General features: G+C 67.9%; 17 protein-coding genes. 11 read left to right on the top strand and 6 right to left on the bottom strand.

Features of this window, described 5'->3' with window-relative positions:
* Positions 1-8 precede the first annotated feature (8 nt).
* From ACYQZ5_RS03075 to ACYQZ5_RS03040, 8 genes are all read left to right on the top strand, one after another.
* Positions 9-476 (top strand): metal-dependent transcriptional regulator, encoded by a 468-nt coding sequence (locus ACYQZ5_RS03075; RefSeq protein WP_379730881.1) that lies wholly within the window; start codon positions 9-11, stop codon positions 474-476.
* A 64-nt stretch (positions 477-540) separates the two neighbouring features.
* Complete coding sequence (locus tag ACYQZ5_RS03070) at positions 541-1,716, top strand: DUF2249 domain-containing protein (protein WP_379730880.1); 1,176 nt, start codon at positions 541-543, stop codon at positions 1,714-1,716.
* Positions 1,717-1,718: 2 nt separating this feature from the next.
* Positions 1,719-2,009, top strand: a complete 291-nt coding sequence (locus tag ACYQZ5_RS03065; protein ID WP_379730879.1) for a hypothetical protein — start codon at positions 1,719-1,721, stop codon at positions 2,007-2,009.
* 101 nt (positions 2,010-2,110) lie between these two features.
* Entirely contained in the window at positions 2,111-2,737 is a 627-nt protein-coding gene (locus tag ACYQZ5_RS03060) for a DUF7998 family protein (RefSeq protein ID WP_379730878.1), read from the top strand.
* A gap of 150 nt (positions 2,738-2,887) precedes the next feature.
* The gene (locus tag ACYQZ5_RS03055) at positions 2,888-3,550 is read left to right on the top strand and encodes a helix-turn-helix domain-containing protein (RefSeq protein WP_379730877.1); all 663 of its coding nucleotides are present in this window, start codon (positions 2,888-2,890) and stop codon (positions 3,548-3,550) included.
* Between the two features lie 90 nt (positions 3,551-3,640).
* The gene (locus ACYQZ5_RS03050; RefSeq protein WP_379730876.1) at positions 3,641-3,964 is read left to right on the top strand and encodes an antibiotic biosynthesis monooxygenase family protein; all 324 of its coding nucleotides are present in this window, start codon (positions 3,641-3,643) and stop codon (positions 3,962-3,964) included.
* Between the two features lie 87 nt (positions 3,965-4,051).
* Entirely contained in the window at positions 4,052-5,182 is a 1,131-nt protein-coding gene (locus ACYQZ5_RS03045) for a hypothetical protein (RefSeq protein ID WP_379730875.1), read from the top strand.
* 227 nt (positions 5,183-5,409) lie between these two features.
* Positions 5,410-5,961 (top strand): cob(I)yrinic acid a,c-diamide adenosyltransferase, encoded by a 552-nt coding sequence (locus ACYQZ5_RS03040; protein WP_379730874.1) that lies wholly within the window; start codon positions 5,410-5,412, stop codon positions 5,959-5,961.
* Between the two features lie 30 nt (positions 5,962-5,991).
* Here ACYQZ5_RS03040 and ACYQZ5_RS03035 read toward each other — a convergent pair whose 3' ends face one another.
* Complete coding sequence (locus tag ACYQZ5_RS03035) at positions 5,992-6,936, bottom strand: HhH-GPD family protein (protein ID WP_379730873.1); 945 nt, start codon at positions 6,934-6,936, stop codon at positions 5,992-5,994.
* Between the two features lie 234 nt (positions 6,937-7,170).
* On the opposite strand from ACYQZ5_RS03035, the gene ACYQZ5_RS03030 reads away from it, so the two are divergent.
* A complete protein-coding gene (locus tag ACYQZ5_RS03030) occupies positions 7,171-9,618 on the top strand; it encodes an efflux RND transporter permease subunit (RefSeq protein WP_459845114.1) in 2,448 nt (815 codons plus the stop codon).
* A gap of 117 nt (positions 9,619-9,735) precedes the next feature.
* Entirely contained in the window at positions 9,736-10,056 is a 321-nt protein-coding gene (locus ACYQZ5_RS03025; RefSeq protein WP_379731967.1) for a ribbon-helix-helix protein, read from the top strand.
* A gap of 161 nt (positions 10,057-10,217) precedes the next feature.
* Here the strand turns inward: ACYQZ5_RS03025 and ACYQZ5_RS03020 are convergent, their stop codons facing one another.
* Both ACYQZ5_RS03020 and ACYQZ5_RS03015 read right to left on the bottom strand, forming a co-directional pair.
* The gene (locus ACYQZ5_RS03020; protein ID WP_379731966.1) at positions 10,218-11,555 is read right to left on the bottom strand and encodes a class-III pyridoxal-phosphate-dependent aminotransferase; all 1,338 of its coding nucleotides are present in this window, start codon (positions 11,553-11,555) and stop codon (positions 10,218-10,220) included.
* A 42-nt stretch (positions 11,556-11,597) separates the two neighbouring features.
* Entirely contained in the window at positions 11,598-12,899 is a 1,302-nt protein-coding gene (locus ACYQZ5_RS03015) for an MgtC/SapB family protein (RefSeq protein ID WP_459845109.1), read from the bottom strand.
* Positions 12,900-12,998: 99 nt separating this feature from the next.
* Between ACYQZ5_RS03015 and ACYQZ5_RS03010 the strand changes: the two genes are divergently transcribed.
* Positions 12,999-14,180 (top strand): AI-2E family transporter, encoded by a 1,182-nt coding sequence (locus ACYQZ5_RS03010; protein WP_379732211.1) that lies wholly within the window; start codon positions 12,999-13,001, stop codon positions 14,178-14,180.
* Here ACYQZ5_RS03010 and ACYQZ5_RS03005 read toward each other — a convergent pair.
* The 3 genes from ACYQZ5_RS03005 to ACYQZ5_RS02995 form a co-directional block, all read right to left on the bottom strand.
* Complete coding sequence (locus ACYQZ5_RS03005; protein WP_379732210.1) at positions 14,177-14,455, bottom strand: PadR family transcriptional regulator; 279 nt, start codon at positions 14,453-14,455, stop codon at positions 14,177-14,179. The genes ACYQZ5_RS03010 and ACYQZ5_RS03005 overlap by 4 nt on opposite strands.
* Positions 14,456-14,752: 297 nt before the next feature.
* A complete protein-coding gene (locus ACYQZ5_RS03000) occupies positions 14,753-14,899 on the bottom strand; it encodes a hypothetical protein (protein ID WP_202594678.1) in 147 nt (48 codons plus the stop codon).
* Positions 14,900-14,996: 97 nt separating this feature from the next.
* Entirely contained in the window at positions 14,997-15,911 is a 915-nt protein-coding gene (locus tag ACYQZ5_RS02995) for a DUF1028 domain-containing protein (RefSeq protein WP_459845105.1), read from the bottom strand.
* Between the last annotated feature and the right edge of the window lies 1 nt (position 15,912).

The raw sequence follows: 15,912 nt of genomic DNA, 5'->3' as shown, positions 1-15,912 counted from the left end.
TACGCGGTATGTCTTCAGAGACACAGTCCGGGCCGTCGCCGTCGTTCACACCGTCGCTATCCGACGTCGAGCCCGGGACGGCACGCTACCTCTTCGCCATCTCCGTGCTCTCGGAGTCGGGGACCGGCCGGGTTACGACCGGCGAGCTCCGGGAGTACCTGAGTGTGGCGCCGGCGAGCGTCACGGAGATGTTCTCGAAGCTCGACGGTCGGGGGTTCGTCGAGTACGAGAAGTACCGCGGAGCGACGCTGACAGACCGGGGAGAGAGCCTCGCCACGGAAGCGCGGTGGCGGTTCTGCGTCGTCTCCACGTTCTTCGACTCCGTACTCGGGGCGGCGCTCGACGAGGAGACGGCGCTCGAGATCAGCTTCGCGTTGCCCGAAGACGGCGTGTTCCGCCTCCGTGATCTGGTCGAATCGGAGTGTCTGAACTGCTGCCCGGAGGCGGAGGGAGGCGCCGAACGGTGTGTCGCCTGACCGGACCCCCGAATCGCTTCGGCAGAGGGTGTATCCGGCTACTCGACGACTACCGACTACAGCAATGAGTACGCAGGTCGATCTGCGCGACCGGCCGGAAGCGGAACACCGTGAACAACTGTTCGACGCGTTGGAGGCGTCCGAATCCGGCGACTCCCTCGACATCGTCGCCGATCGGGATATCGACTCACACCTGGTCCGCTACCAGATCGAACGCGGTCGGAGCCTGGACTGGGAGTACGCGGACCCCGACGCGGAGCCGCGGGAACTCCGGCTGACCGTCGGCGATGCGCTCGACGACGCCGCCGCGGGGACGATCGACGTTCGCGACCTGAAGCCACAGCGCCGACACGAGGCGCTGCTCGACACCTTCGACGAACTCGGGGACGGCGAGGGGTTCGTTCTCGTGAACGACCACGACCCCAAACCGCTCTACCACGAGCTCCGGTCGATGCACGGCGATATAGTCGACTGGGAGTACACGAGCCGAGAGTCCGGAGAGTGGCGCGTGGAGGTGACCAAGACCGGCGACTCCGCACCAACCGAGGACGACGTCGTCACGCGGTACGACGTCCGCGAGATCCCCAAGGAGGAGCGCCACCCGACGATCCACCATCGCTACGGGATGATCCCGGAGGGCGGGACGATGGAGCTCGTCGCCCCTCACGAACCGCGACCGCTCCACCGAGAGTTCCGCGAGCGGTACGGCGAGTCGTTCAGTTGGGAGGTCGTCGAATCGAAGGTCGGCCGCTGTCGCGTTCGGATCACGAAAGAGGGAACCCACGAGGGCGATAGTTCGTCCACGGCAGACGACGAGGTGGCAGAATCATCGGACGACGAGGTGGCAGAATCGTCGGACGACGAGGTGGCAGAATCATCGGACGACGAGGTGGCAGAATCATCGGACGACGAGGTGGCAGAATCATCGGACGACGAGGTGGCAGAATCGTCGGACGACGAGGCGGTCAAGGTCGCTGAGGAGCTTGACGTGAGAGACCTCCCCCCGGCACAGCGACACGAGCAGATCTTCGAGGCGTACGAGGAGTTAGACGTCGGCGAAGGGTTCGTCCTCGTGAACGATCACGATCCGAAGCCGCTCTACCACCAGTTCGAGGCCGAGGCGGGGCCGGAGTTCCACTGGTCCTACCGAAAGCGCGACCCCGAGGAGTTCAGAGTCCTCGTCGGGAAAGCGGCGGTCGCGGACGACGCGGTGACCGAGGAGTCGGGGGCGCCGTTCTGACGATGGCCGAACCGTCGACGGACGCCGAGGTCAGCGTGACGTTCTACCCGCAGGAGTGGGTCGATTCACCTGGGGAGGCGCACGACTGGGACAAGAAACGGCTGGTACCCGCGCCCGACAGCGACCCGGTGTCGTTCACCGTCCCCAGGGAAGACGCCACGGACGACACCGGGGCCGTCTTCGCCGACGAATCGTACGAGGCGAACCTGTTGCAGTCGCATCCGTCGGCGCCGGACTGGGTGCGGAACTGGGACGGGCCGTACTACGTCCGAACTGACGACGAGGACGAGTAGGACCCGGTCGTTCACCGGTTCCGCGCCTCACGCCATCGAAAACCGACCGCCCGAATATCTCCGGGAGCAACTGTACCCCGGACGACGACGAACGGGTCGGTATGCCGAGCATCCCATCGCCGTTCGGCGGGGACGACGACGAGGACCTGTTCGACGGCTACGACGAGTTCGTCCCGAACGACACACCGACGCCCGGCCCGTTTCTCGAACCTCACGCGGTGCTTGACGGGCTGGATCACCTCGCGTTCCACCGCCTGACGCGGGAACTGTTCGAGGAGCGGAAGGTGTACGACATGACGTTCAACTACAACCTCGCCCGGCTGAATCTGGACACCCGCCACAAAAACGCCGGCTACCGCTACGCCGTCGAGCGGGGGGACGCCGACGACGCGATCGACGACGGGGACGCCGAACGCGTCCTCCGGGCGGAGTTCACGCCGACGACGCCGTTCTGTCCGCAGACGCACACGCTGACGATCGGGTCGTTCCGGGCGTGGAACGGTCTCTCCGACCGGCACGAGTACGACCTCGTTCGCGTCCGTGCCGCACCGATGCACCACCAGAGCACCGAAATCAACGATCAGCTCGCGGAGCTCGAGGAGAAGTACCTCGAAACCGAGAACGTGACCGTCGTCCCGGAGGAGAGCGACGAGGTCGGATCGAACCCGATGGAGCGGAGCATGGAGAACGAAAGCCCCAGTCGCGGGTCGCCGGACGCGCCGTTCTGAACGCCGCTCTCCCCCACGCCCCTCGACGGCTACTTAGGTGCGATCCGAAGATGTTCGCGCTGACTTACTTTTAGGTACGGCTAAAACTACGACCGAAGACGTTCGGTCCCCTCGGGCGACGGAGTCGAGGGGCGGAGCGCCACCAGAACCATGCCCTACGCAAAACTCACGATTACGGTCCCGGACGCGGTCTGGATCGGCGAGCTGTCACAGACGTACCCCGACACGAGCTTCCGGGTGCTCGCCGCGACTGCCAACACGGCGACGGGCGTCGCCCGGATCGAGATCATCGGCGACGACCCCGACGCCGTCCGCGAGGAGATCCGCGGCTACGACTCGGTGACAGATCTGACGGTGTTCGAAACCGAGCCCGGAATGAGTCGGGTGCAGGTCAAAACGACGGTGCCGCTGCTACTGAGTGCGTTGCAGGACTCCGGCGTCCCCCTCGAGATGCCGTTCGAGGTCCGGGGCGGCGAGATGACGCTCGAAGCGACCATCCCACAGCAGACGCTCTCCGAACTCGGCGAAACCCTCGACGAGTTCGGCATCCACTACACCGTCGAGCGGATCCAGCAGGACGTGGATTCGGACCCGCTACTGACCGATCGGCAGCAGTTGGTCCTCGACGAGGCGATCGACCGCGGCTACTACGACACGCCGCGGGAGACGACGCTCGTGAACCTCGCGGACGAACTGGGCATGGCGAAGTCGACGTGCAGCGAGATCCTCCACCGAGCGGAGGGGCGAGTGTTGAAACAGTACAGGAGCGACGATCGCGACGCCATGGCCGAAGTCGCGGCGTCTCCCGACTGATAGTTCCCCGCCAGCAGCGGTCCGGATCGGACGAACATATGCGGCTGTAGCTTTCTGTACGGGCGAGTCGAACGCGAAGCCGGCTCCGTAATGATCGTAGTTTCGAACCGGGTTCAGGTGCCCGACGCACGCATCGACGCCTTTCTCGATCGGCTCCGGACTGACCACGGTATCGAGGACCACTCTGGGTTTCGGGGGATGAAGGTGCTCTCCCCGGTCGATGCGGAGGGGCACGTCACGATGACGTTCTGGGACTCGATCGACGACTACGAGGATTGGCGTGAGGGGAGCGCGTACGAACGCGCACACGAGAACTCGTCGGCGGCGGACGCCTTCGAGCGGCCGAACGACGTCGAGATCCACGAGGTGGTCGTCGAACGGGAGCCGGCCGACGACGTGGGACAGTCCGATTAGAGAGCGCGGCTTCTGATCACAGGGATGGTTGGCTCAGGGGGCGTCAGTCGGTGGACTCACCGCTTCGCTGTCGCGAGTGCGGTTTCCATGGTCGGCCTCCAGGCGGCGTGGCTGTTCGACGCCGGCTATCGGGTCGTCGCCCTCCTCGGACTGTTCGGCGCCGTGCTCCCGATGGTCTTCGGGATGGCGTACCTCCTGATCCCCTCCTACGTCGGTCGGACGCTCTCGACCGGACGGCTCCCCGGGGTTCAGTTCGTCGCGAGCTACGTCGGGACGGGGCTGCTCGTCGCCCACGAGCTGTTCGGACTGCGCCGTATCGTGATGACCGCCGGGATCGTCTGCTGGAGCATCGGGGTCGCCGTCTTCGTCGCAACGCTTCTCCGGACCGTCGGTCCGGCCCTCGGAACGTCGCAGGACCTCGTGGGTCTCTCGGGAACGCAGTCCCGACGATCGACGCGTCTCGCGACGGTCGCGATCCCCGTCGGGTTCGGGTACCTCGTCGCCGGGACGGTCGTACTCCTCTCGATCGCGTTCGACCTCCCGATACCCCTCACCCCCACGTTCCCGACGGTCGTCCACTTCTACGCGACGGGGTTCGTCGCACTCCTGATCTTCGCGCTCGGGGTTCAGCTCATGGCCGGCTTCTTCAGGGTCGCGCCGCCCAGGCCGCTGACGTACCTCCTCCTTCTCTCCGGCGGGATCGCTCCGGGACTGCTGGCGACGACGTTCTACCGGCCGCCGTGGTTCGTCGTCGGTGCGGGCCTCGAACTAGTCGCGATGGTCGGCTACGGCGTCGCGGTGACGATCGTCGTCTCCCGAACGGACCGGCGCCGCGTCGGCCTGTCCGGCATCTGGCTCGGGGCGCTCGCCGGGGTACTCGCCGTCGGCGTCGCAGTCGCCCGGGTGACGGGCTTTCTCGATCCTCTCGCTATCGGCGTTCACGTCGTCGGCGCGCTCAACGGGTTTCTGCTCCTGACGGTTCTGGGGTACGCCTACCAGTTCTTCCCCGTGACGAGCGGGCAGTTCCCGGGGGCGACCGAACGGTCCGGACGGACCACGATCCTCCTCCTCGGAACGGGTACCGGACTCTACGCACTCGGTACGGCCGTCGAACTCCCCTGGCTCCCGATTGCGGGCGGGGTTCTCTCCTTCCTTGGCGCCGGCGGGTACGCGTACCTGATGGTCCGCCGACTGCGATGGGGGTTGAACGGAGAGTGAGTTCCGATGGACCTCTCACGGGGTCGTCGCAGCGAACACACGAACCGCTGAGTTCCCCGTAGGCGAACCACAACGGCGGCCGTGAACATCTTCGGGAGAACTGGTTCGGTTCCCGCGGCGCCTCCTCCCCGCATGAGTGATTCGGCGATAGCCGCCACAGGAACCCAGATACTCCGCCCGGATTACGCGAGTCGCCGTTCGAAACCCCAAACGGCGGAGGTGACCCGATGACGGTCTACACCGGTCGAGGCGACAACGGGAACACCGACCTGCGGGGCGGCGACCGGGTCTCGAAGACGCATCCGCGTATCGAGGCCTACGGCACCGTCGACGAGTTGAACGCGTTGCTCGGCCGAGTCCGTCCGGCACCCGCAGGCGATGTCGACGACACCCTGGAGGCGGTCCAGAACCACTTGTTCGTCCTGCAGGCCGAACTGGCGGATCCGGAGAGCCACGAGGAGACCCCGGAGATCACGGACGAACACGTCGAACTCCTCGAGGAGTGGATCGACGACGCGGAGGCCGAGCTACCGAAGCAGGACTCGTTTCTCCTCCCGGGCGGGACGGACACCGGGTCGGCGTTACACCACGCGTGTACGGTGTGCCGCCGGGCGGAACGCCGCGCTGTCGTGCTCGACGAGATGTCGGCGCCCCTCGATCCACTCGTCGTGACGTATCTAAATCGGCTCTCGGACCTCCTGTACACGTACTCCCGCCTCAGCAACCACCGAGAGGGAAGTATCCCGGACCAACCGACGTACGAACTGCAGCCGGACTGAAGCGGAGACGTCGCCGCTCCGTTCCCCTCCTTATCCCTGCAGGCGGACGGTCGTCTCTCCGCCGGATTCGTCGACGGCGACAAGCCCGTCATTCCGCAGATCCGACAGAATTCCCCGGAGCCACTCCCGACCGTGCTCGCCGTCGGGGGCGTAGTCAATCCGGATGCGGTGGCCGAGCGTGTCCAGGTCCATCTCGTCGTGTTCGCCGAGGAGTCGAACGACCCGCCCGCGGAACTGTCGGCGGCTCCCCTCGAAGCTCGGCTGTTCGGGCACGTCCGGCGCGGTGAAGTCGCCGGTCTCGTAGGCGTGACACCACCGGCGCCACGGGCAGCCAGCCTCGTCGCAGTTGGGCGACTTCGTGCAGGCGACGCCGCCGAGTTCCATGATCGCGTTGTTCCAGACCCGTGACTCGCCCTCTGGCATCAGTTCGCTGGCGGCCGCCTCGAACGCCGCGTCGTCGTCGGGCACGTCGAACGCGCGGTAGGTGACCCGCTCGACGTTCGTGTCCACGACCGCGTTCCCGTTGTTGAACGCGAACGACGCGACCGCGTTGGCGGTGTACGGGCCGACCCCCATCAGCTCCTCGAGTTCGTCCGGCTCCTCGGGGTACTCGCCGCCGTACTCCTCGACGACCTGATTCGCGGCCTCGTGGAGGTACTTCGCGCGGTTGTTGTACCCCAGCGAGTGGTCAGTCCAGAACGACACCACCTCGCTGCGGTCGGCGTCGGCGAGGGCGTCGACGGTCGGCCACCGCTCGCGGAAATCCTCCCACGCGGAGATGATCCGGTCCAACTGAGTCTGCTGGCTCATCACCTCGCTGACGTGGATCTCGTAGGGGTCGTCGGTCTGCCGCCACGGGAACGGCCGGTGGTCGGCCTCGTACCACTCGATCAGCGCCTCGCGGACGGCGTCGAGATCCAGATCCGGGGGGAGGGAGGCGTCGGCGGCGCTCGCGCCGCCGTCGGCGTCAGTCATGCGCGGAGGTGGGGACCGGCGTCGCTAAAACGGCGCGGTCGCGGGGCGTGAGTCGTCCGCGCCGGGAACGTTTCCGATATTTAACTCTTCCGTCCAGGTTCCGGTTCGACAGCCCTGGATCCATTTATAAGCTGGCGGCGGTCGGAGCGTCTCCCACAGCGAACGATGTCACGAGACAGACTGTCGGACGCGATCGGTTTCGTCACGCGACACACCCGGCTTACGTTGCTGGTGATGGTCCTCCTGTCGGGGGTGGTGGTCGCCGGGATCCCCCAGCTCGACACGGGGAGTCAGGCCGGCGCCGACGCCGACGCGTTCGACGACGTCGAGCGCGTGCAGAAGGCACAGTACGCACAGAGCCAGTTCGGCGGGTCCGACGACGGCCCGGACCGCAGCTTCGAGGCCGTGTACGTCCGGGACGACGACGGCAACGTCCTCTCGAAGAGTTCCCTACTCGCCGGGCTACGCTACCAACGGACGATACGCGAGAACGAGACGATCGACGCCGCCCTCCACGACGACGGCGTCACGGGGCTCTCGAACCTCGTCGCGAAGCGTGCGGCCGGCAGCCCGAACGCCTCGCTCGACGAGCAGATCCGGGCGCTCGAGGGCGCGACGCCCGCCGAGGTCGAACGGCTGGTCGGCCGGACGCTGTCGAACGATCCGCGGGCGTTGCGCTACCTGCCCGCGGATCACGGGCGGAACGAGACGACCGCGACCGACCGCCGGCTGCTCGTCGCGTTCGACGCCGACGCCGGCAACGGGACCGTCGACAACGCGACCGCGGCGCTGTACCACAGCGCGAGCGAGCGCTCCGCCGCCGGCTTCTTCGTGGTGAACTCTGCGGCCATGCGCGACGCCAGGAGCCACTTCTTCGGGGAGATGGTCGAACTTGTAGTGCCGGCGGCGTTGGCGTTCATCCTCGTCGTGCTCGGGTTCGCGTACCGTGACCTCGTCGACGTGGTCGTCGGCATGGTCGGCGTCGCCCTCTCGGTGGTGTGGATGTTCGGCCTGCTCGGCTGGCTCGGCGTGGCCGCCGGCATGACCAGCATCATCCCGGTGGTGCTGGTCGCCGGGCTGAGCATCGACTACGGCTTCCACGTGTTCAACCGCTACCGCGAACAGCGCGGCGAGGCGGAGGCGATCCGCGAACCGATGCGTCGCGGCGTGAGCCTCGTCGCTACGGCGCTAGTGCTCGTCACGGTCACCGCGGCCATCGGGTTTCTCGCGAACCTCTCGAACCCGCTGCCGCTGATCCGCGATCTCGGCGTGTCGATCACGCTCGGCGTCGTCTCGGCGCTGCTGATCTTCCTCACGGTCGTCCCCGCGCTCAAGATCGAAGTCGACGGGCTGCTCGAACGCGCCGGGATCGACCGCCACAAGCGGGCGCTCGGTCACGGGCGCTACCTCCGGCCGGCCCTCACGAAGGCGGTGACCGTCGCACGGCGCGCCGCGCCGGCCGTGCTGGTCCTTACACTCGTCGTCGGGAGCGCCGGCGGCGTCGCGTGGGCGGACCTCGACGAGGAGAGCTACCAGCAGAACGACGGCGTGGTCGCGGAGTGGAAACAGGAGCTGCCGGACCCGATCGGCTGGGACCCCCACCCCGTCCCGGAACGGAGCCAACACGTCGACGAGGTGTACCAGCCCGCCAGCGCCGAGGCTGCCACACAGGAGCCGATCCTGATAGAGGGCGAGGTCACGAGCGACGACACGCTCGAGGATCTCCGGCGCGGCGTCGACTACATCGACGAGCAAGGGCTGGTGGTCGATCGCGCGGATACCCCCGGGGTCCGCTCGCCCGTGACGGCGATGCAGTCCGTCGCCGCGCGGAACGACTCGTTCGCGGCCGTCCTCGACGACGCCGACACGGACGGCGACGGCGTGCCCGATCGGAACCTGGAAGGGGTGTACGACGCGTTCTACGCCGCGGACAGCGAGGTCGCGAGCAGCGTCATCGAGCGGGACGACGGCGAGTACGAGTCCCTGCTCGTGACCCTATCGCTCGACGCCGACTACGCCGATGCCAGTGACGTCGTCCCGGAGCTCGCCGAGGGCGCCGACCGCATGGCCGACGGCGACGATCGGACCGCGACCGTCGTCGGGAACCTCGCCGTCAACGATGCGGTGCTCGGCGAGGTCGTCGGCGGGATCCTCACGACGATGGTGCTCGCGCTCGCGGCCATCACGCTGACGCTGGCCGCCGTGTTCGAGTACATGCACGGCAGCGCCACGCTCGGGCTGGTCGTCTCGGTCCCGATAGCACTGGTGCTCGGGCTCGTCATCGGCGGAATGGCCGTCCTCTCGATCCCGCTGACGCTGCTGACCGCGCTGCTGATGAGCCTGGTCATCGGGCTGGGCGTCGACTACAACATCCACGTCGGCGACCGCTTCGCCGACGAACGCCGCGCCGGCGCGGGCACGTTCGAGGCGCTCGAAGCCGCCGTCACCGGAACCGGTGGCGCGCTGCTGGGCAGCACGCTCACCTCAGCGGGCGCGTTCGCCACCATCGCGCTCGTTCCCCACCCCCAGCTCCAGAGCTTCGGGGCGATCGTGGTCGTCGCCATGACGACGGCGTTCGCCATGAGCGTCCTCGTCCTGCCGAGCCTGCTGACCCTCTGGGACCGCTACGTCCCCGCGAGCGTCGCGACCGCGGCGACTCCGGCCGAGATCCCACAGGACTGAGGACCGTAAGCCCCCGCGCTGCCCGACCGATGCCGGCGAACGAGCCATCCCACCCCGGTTGCCCATCACCGGCGAGCGAGCCACAAGCCGTATTCCCCTCCCGCCGAACCGTCGGGCATGAGCCTCGACGATCTCGACGAGAACGTGACCGCGAACTACGCCGCGCTGGGCGAGGAGACGACCGTCGACCTCGACCCGGAGACACGGAACGAGCTCGCGATGCTGTCGGCAGCGATGGGCACCGACACCGACGAACTCCTGCGCCGCGGCGTCCACGCGCTGTTCCAGCAGGCCGTCAGCAGCGGCGACCTCGACTTCCACCTCCGGACCGGCTACGACGTGACCTACGACGAGTACCTCGCGGGCGCGACCTACGAGGAGATGACCGGCGCCGATCAGTACCCCGAGCGCGACGAGGACCGGCGGTACAACATGTAGCCCGACCTTTTGCTGCGGTCGCTCGCTTCGCTCGCTCCCTGGCAAAAGCTCGGCCAAAAGCCTCCTCGCTCCCGTTGGTCGCTCGTCGGCCCGCTCGCTCACTGCGTTCGCTCGCGGAGGATGAGAACAGGAGTTCCGCCTCAAGTCGCAACCGCAGACGCTCAGTTCGCGGCTTCGACCGCGTCGACGAACAGCTCCGCACCGAGCTCGATCTCGCGTTCGGTCACGTCCATCGGCGGCAGCACGCGGATCGTCTTCTGCCCGCAGGCAAGCAGCAGCAGGCCGCGCTGGAAGGCGGCGTCGACGATATCGTCACGCAGCTCCTTCGACTCGAAGTCGATTCCGAGCATCAGGCCCTTGCCGCGGACGCTGGTGACGCCGTCGAGGTCGGCGTCCCGGAGGATCTCCTGGAACTGCTGCCCGCGCTCGGTCGCGTTGTCGAGCAGGTCGTACTCCGCGATGGCGTCGATGGTGAACGCGCCGCGGGCGGCGGCCACGATGTCGCCCGCGCCCCACGTCGAGGAGAGCCGCCCCGTCTCCTCGGGGAAGATCTCCGAATCGGAGACGGTCGCGCCCACGCGCAGCCCCTTCGCGGAGGTGATCACGTCGGGGTCGAACGGGTAGTGCTCGGAGGCCCACCACTCGCCGGTGCGGCCGAGGCCGGACTGGATCTCGTCGGCGATTAGCGTGATGTCGTGCTCCTCGGTGACCTCGGCCACGTCGCGGGCGAACGCCTCGCTGGGGAAGCGGTAACCGCCCTCGCCCTGGATCGGCTCCATGATCAGGAACGCGACCTCCTCGGGGTTGACGTGGCCCGTCTTCGGGTCGAGCTTCGAGCGCAGCGCGGAGGTGCCGCCCGCGAAGTAGCCACACTGGCAGTCCTCGGGCGCGCCGTCACAGGCACAGAACGGGAAGTCGTGCACAGACGCGATCTCGGGGAAGCGACGGCGGTACACCTCCTTCGAGCGGTTGAGCGAGAGCGTGCCGAGCGTCCGGCCGTGGAACGCGCCCTCGAAGGTGAGTGCGTACTTCCCGAGGGGGGTGTGGTCGTAGGAGATCTTCATCGCGTTCTCGACCGCCTCCGCGCCGGAGTTCGAGAGGAACACGGTGTCCATGCCGAACTCCTCGGCGGTGGCGGTGATGCGATCCATCAGCCCTGCGGCGCCGGGCAGCCCCTCGCCCGGCGGCTTCCCGTCGGAGGCGTAGAAGTCCTGTCCGGCGATCTTCACCGGGTCGAACAGGTCGAACTCCGAGAGCGGCTCGGTGATCTTGGGGTTGTTGTACCCCAGCGGCGCCGCGGCGACGTGGCTGGTGAAGTCCATCAGCACGTTGCCGTCGACGTCGGTACAGAACGGACCCTCGGCGGGCGCGGTGTGGTCCCAGACGAACTCGTAGACGTACGTGCTCGGTGCCGCGAACTCGTGGTGGTAGTCGACCCACTCCGTGGCTCGGTCGCCGGGGAGGTCGGTGACCTCCGGCTCCGCAGTGTCCCGGTCCATGCTTGAGAGAGCGGAGGGGCTGTTGTTAAGCTGGCGGTCCGCTCAGAACCCCGGCCCGAACAGGATCGCCGCCCCCGCCACCGCCGCGGTGACGGCCAGCAGTAGCACCGACCAGATAGCCACCGAGCGGGCGAACCGCCGCGGCCCCGAGAGGGTGAGCCCGGCCTTGACCGCGATGCTCGATCCCGACGCGAGCAGGACGGCGATCACGGCGGGGCCGCCGGCGACGCCGCCCCCGATGTACAGAAGCGTCGCCGACGTGGTCGCGCCCGCCGAGGAGACCAGCCCCGAGATCGCCGCGCTGACGAACAGCCCCGCGGTGCCGAAGCGGGCCTGTGCGAACGCCGAGCCGACGAGGATCACCGCGAACACCGCGCCGAAGGTGAGCGCGTTCCGCATCGAGAACGGGCTCTCGAGTTCGACGTCGAGCGACGTGTCCCAGTCGGCGGTCAGCGCGGCCGCGCCCACGCTCGCGAGCACCAGTGCGCCCAGCGGCGCCGCCGCCGCGACGAGCACGGGCACGCCCGAGGTCAGCGTGAAGAAGAGGACGATCCCGAGGTTGCGCGCGGCCATCGCGGCGTCGGCCAGCAGCACCGCGGCGACGGCGTACTCCGTCACCGAGTCGCGCTGGCGGACGTGATCGAGCATCGAGCCCACGACCGCGGTCGAGGACGCCAGCCCGCCGAAAAAGCCCGTGATAGCGACGCCGCGGCCGCCGTAGCTCCGTACCAGCGCGTAGTTCGCGATCCCGATCCCCGCGACGGTGACGACCATCAGCCACGCCACCCGCGGCGGGAAGCCGACGCCGAAGAGGTCCATCTCCTCGGCGGGCAGGATCGGGTAGATCACGAACGCGAGCACGGCGAACTCCGTCGAGGAGCGCAGTTCGGCGCGGTCGAGGCCGCCGGCGAAGGAGTGAAGCTCCCGTTTGAGCACCAGCAGCGCCGAGGAGAGCACCGCCACCGTCACCCCCTCGATCACCAGCCCACCCGCAACGAGCGCGCCGATCCCGTAGGCGACGAACATCGAGACGCTGGTGGTCAGCGAGAGCGAGGCGTCCTCGCTGTCGCTCTGGAGCTCCCGGACCGCGAGCAGCCCGCCCATCAACAGGACGAGCAGGCCGCCGACCGCCACCAGCGCGCCGGTGGTGGCGACGCGTTCGGCCAGCAGCGTCGTCGTCGCGCCCGACAGCGTCAACAGCGAGAACGTCCGCACGCCCGCCGACTTCTCGGACCACTCGCGTTCGAGGCCGAGGAACAGCCCCAGCGCGGCGGCGATCGTCAGCCGGACCACCGGCTCCGACAGCGGGGCGGCGAACAGCGTGTCGGCCTGCAGCGGCGGCATGGGTCGCTACGTACCGCACCCGGCACGTAAATGTCTACGGGCTGGTGCGGCGCTCGGGCCGGGAACACGCTTATACTCGCGCCGGTCCCCTCGGGGGGTATGGAGCTCTTGGAGGTCGACAAGGGGCGACTGGCGTGGGGGGCGCTCGGCGTCGCGCTCGCGGGCGCGCTGGTGTTCATCGCCTACTCCTTCGTCGGGACGTTCGTGTTCGGCCTCTTCGTCTACTACGCGACCCGGCCGATCTACCGGCAGCTCCGGCGCGCGCTCGACAGCCCCAGCCTCGCCGCCGCCGTGTCGTTGTTCGCGCTGGTGCTGCCGGCGCTGGTGCTGGTGGGGTACGCGCTCACCATCGTACTGCAGGAGCTCGATCGCTACGCCCAGACGACCACCATCGATGTCGAACAGCTCGGCATCGACCCGGCGCTACTGGACGGGATCGCCGACCCGGAGAGCCTGCTTCAGGGCGGGATGGTGGAGATGCTCACGTCGGCCGACCTGTCGGGGCTGCTCGGGTCGATCGAATCGGCGTTCGGCACCGTCGCGGTGTTGGGCATCGCCGGCATCCACCTGTTCGTGATGCTGGCGATGGCGTTCTACCTGCTCCGGGAGGACCACCGGCTCGCGCGCTGGTTCGTCCGGAACTTCGACGACGACCGCGGGACCGTTCGGACGTTCTTCGGCGCGGTCGACCGGGACTTCAACTCGATCTTCTTCGGCAACATCCTCAACGCGATCCTGACCGGGACGATCGCCGTGATCGCCTACTCCGTGCTGAACGTGTTCGCGCCCCCCGGCGGGTCGATCCCGGCGGCGGCGCTTGTGGGGATGCTCGCCGGCATCGCGAGCCTGATCCCCGTCGTGGGGATGAAACTCGTCTACGTGCCGGTCGCGCTGGTGCTGGCGATCCAGTCGGCGCTCGCGGGGACGGCCGGCGGGTTCGCGTTCGTCGTCGCCTTCGTCGCGGTGTCGTTCGTGATCGTCGACACGATCCCCGATCTCGTGCTCCGGCCGTACGTCTCCGGGCGGTCGCTCCACGTGGGTGCGCTGATGCTCGCGTACACGCTTGGGCCGCTGCTGTTCAGCTGGTACGGGATCTTCCTGATGCCGATGCTGCTGGTGTTCGTCGTCCACTTCACCCGGGTCGTTCTCCCCGAACTGATCTCCGGGGAGGCGATCGAGCCGTACGCGGTCGACCCGAGCTACATCACCGTCGGCGCCGGGGAGTTCGCGTTCAGCGGGGACGAAGAAGAGACACCGGGGGCGACCGGGGACGAGGGTTAGTCGAGGTCGACGTACTGGTTCTCCCACTCCCGGCGTGCCTCGATCTCGCGGGTGCCGCGGCGGGTCAGCGTGTAGTAGTTGGTCCGCCGGTCGCGCTGGCCCTTCTCCACGAGTCCCTTCTCGACCAGCGTGTCGAGGTTGGGGTAGAGCCGCCCGTGGTGGATCTCCGACTCGTAGTACTCCTCCAACTCCGCTTTGATCGCCAGCCCGTGTGGCTCACCCTCGCCCGCGATGACGTACAGGAGGTCGCGCTGGAACCCGGTGAGATCGTACATCGTGTTATTTACCAATTATTTCGGAACGTTGATAAAGATTACGCAGATCGGCACGATGACGGCCGTTGACGCCCGATACGGGTCGGTTCCCGGGTGCCAGCCCGACCGACGGGTCGGCGAGACGAACCGACGGAGCAGTGACTGACGAACGTGAGAACGAAAACGCCGGGCGGGCCGAGAAAACCGGCCCGGCCCGGCGTCGAAACGGTCCCCGCTGACGCTTCGGCCCTCCAGACGAAGCGTCATCGGTCGTTTGTCGTCGTCGCCATTAAACGTAGCGTTGTCCCGAATCCGACACTAGATGTGCTCCTCCTCGAGCACCCATCCCAGCGCCCGCTTGTAGTAGGTAAACATCTCCCTGACGCCCTCGTGGTTCATCTCCTCGCTGTCGAGCTGTTCCTGCAGGAACTCGTACTGCTCGCGGATCTCCGACTCGTCGCGCATGAAGCGAGGTAGAACCTGGGGGCGCTTGGGCGTGACGGCGCAGTCGGGCGCGGCCGCCAGTTCCGCTACTCGGGGACCACGCGGTTCGTGGATCCAGCTACTCCCGCTCCAGCCGCTGAAGCCCGTGCCAGATAGCGTCGACCATGCGCTGCTCGCCCTCGCCGTCGGCGTCGTCCCAGCCGCGGGCCAGCGCGTCCTCGACGACGGGCAGCGAGTGGTTCTCGAAGTTGTTCATCCCGCGGAACGCCTCCAGCGCCTCGCGCTGAGGCTCGGCGAACGCGGCGACGGTCTCCGCGTCCTCGGCGTCGAGGTGACCCAGATCGACCAGCGTGTCGGCGACCGCCTGTGCGGTCTCGCCGGTGAGTTCCGTCACCTCTTCAGGCTCCTCCCGGGCCAGCAGCGTCACGTCGTACAGCTTGAACACGCGTTCGAGCTCCTGAATCGGCGTCTCGTGGTCGTCGACGCGCACGTCGATCCAGCGGTCGTTTCCGCCGTCGTAGCCGCCCTCGGGCTTGACGACGTACAGCGCCGCGGCCTGCTTGCCGCGGCTGTCGCCGCCGGCCTCGTCGCCGGCCTCCAGCGCGGCGAGAAGCCGCTCGGGCAGGCCGCCGTCGGCCTCCTCGAACGTCTCGGCCATCGCGTGGATCGTCTCCTCGTTCTCGAGGATGTTCCCCTGAACGGTGTAGTTCTCGCCCTGCACGTCGAGCGCGGTGTCGAAGCAGTCCTCGCCCGTGAACCCGGCGACGGAGCCGTCCGTGCCGACGACGCCGACCTGCCGGCGCTCGGCCTCGTCGTCCTCGTCGGTCAGCCGTTCGATCGTCTCCTCGGCGGTCAGCCCGTTCCGGAGATGTTCGAGCCCGTCCTCGCCGTAGGCGACGTTCGCGAAGCTCTGTGTCGCGATCGCGCCCGCCTCGGCGTCCGCGAAGGGGACGACCGAGCCCACGCTGACGAACTTCGACTGGACGGCGATCCCGATCGCGTCGTCCGCTTTGGCGACGATGGAGAACGTCATG

It is taken from the genome of Halolamina salina (assembly GCF_054653455.1).
Note: the sequence above shows the minus strand (reverse complement) of the source record. Positions and strands in the feature narration are given on the sequence as shown.

Coding starts and splice junctions, on each gene's coding strand:
- ACYQZ5_RS03075 (WP_379730881.1), top strand. CDS start 9: ATGTCTTCAGAGACACAGTCCGGGCCGTCGCCGTCGTTCACACCGTCG.
- ACYQZ5_RS03070 (WP_379730880.1), top strand. CDS start 541: ATGAGTACGCAGGTCGATCTGCGCGACCGGCCGGAAGCGGAACACCGT.
- ACYQZ5_RS03065 (WP_379730879.1), top strand. CDS start 1,719: ATGGCCGAACCGTCGACGGACGCCGAGGTCAGCGTGACGTTCTACCCG.
- ACYQZ5_RS03060 (WP_379730878.1), top strand. CDS start 2,111: ATGCCGAGCATCCCATCGCCGTTCGGCGGGGACGACGACGAGGACCTG.
- ACYQZ5_RS03055 (WP_379730877.1), top strand. CDS start 2,888: ATGCCCTACGCAAAACTCACGATTACGGTCCCGGACGCGGTCTGGATC.
- ACYQZ5_RS03050 (WP_379730876.1), top strand. CDS start 3,641: ATGATCGTAGTTTCGAACCGGGTTCAGGTGCCCGACGCACGCATCGAC.
- ACYQZ5_RS03045 (WP_379730875.1), top strand. CDS start 4,052: ATGGTCGGCCTCCAGGCGGCGTGGCTGTTCGACGCCGGCTATCGGGTC.
- ACYQZ5_RS03040 (WP_379730874.1), top strand. CDS start 5,410: ATGACGGTCTACACCGGTCGAGGCGACAACGGGAACACCGACCTGCGG.
- ACYQZ5_RS03035 (WP_379730873.1), bottom strand. CDS start 6,936: ATGACTGACGCCGACGGCGGCGCGAGCGCCGCCGACGCCTCCCTCCCC.
- ACYQZ5_RS03030 (WP_459845114.1), top strand. CDS start 7,171: ATGGTCCTCCTGTCGGGGGTGGTGGTCGCCGGGATCCCCCAGCTCGAC.
- ACYQZ5_RS03025 (WP_379731967.1), top strand. CDS start 9,736: ATGAGCCTCGACGATCTCGACGAGAACGTGACCGCGAACTACGCCGCG.
- ACYQZ5_RS03020 (WP_379731966.1), bottom strand. CDS start 11,555: ATGGACCGGGACACTGCGGAGCCGGAGGTCACCGACCTCCCCGGCGAC.
- ACYQZ5_RS03015 (WP_459845109.1), bottom strand. CDS start 12,899: ATGCCGCCGCTGCAGGCCGACACGCTGTTCGCCGCCCCGCTGTCGGAG.
- ACYQZ5_RS03010 (WP_379732211.1), top strand. CDS start 12,999: ATGGAGCTCTTGGAGGTCGACAAGGGGCGACTGGCGTGGGGGGCGCTC.
- ACYQZ5_RS03005 (WP_379732210.1), bottom strand. CDS start 14,455: ATGTACGATCTCACCGGGTTCCAGCGCGACCTCCTGTACGTCATCGCG.
- ACYQZ5_RS03000 (WP_202594678.1), bottom strand. CDS start 14,899: ATGCGCGACGAGTCGGAGATCCGCGAGCAGTACGAGTTCCTGCAGGAA.
- ACYQZ5_RS02995 (WP_459845105.1), bottom strand. CDS start 15,911: ATGACGTTCTCCATCGTCGCCAAAGCGGACGACGCGATCGGGATCGCC.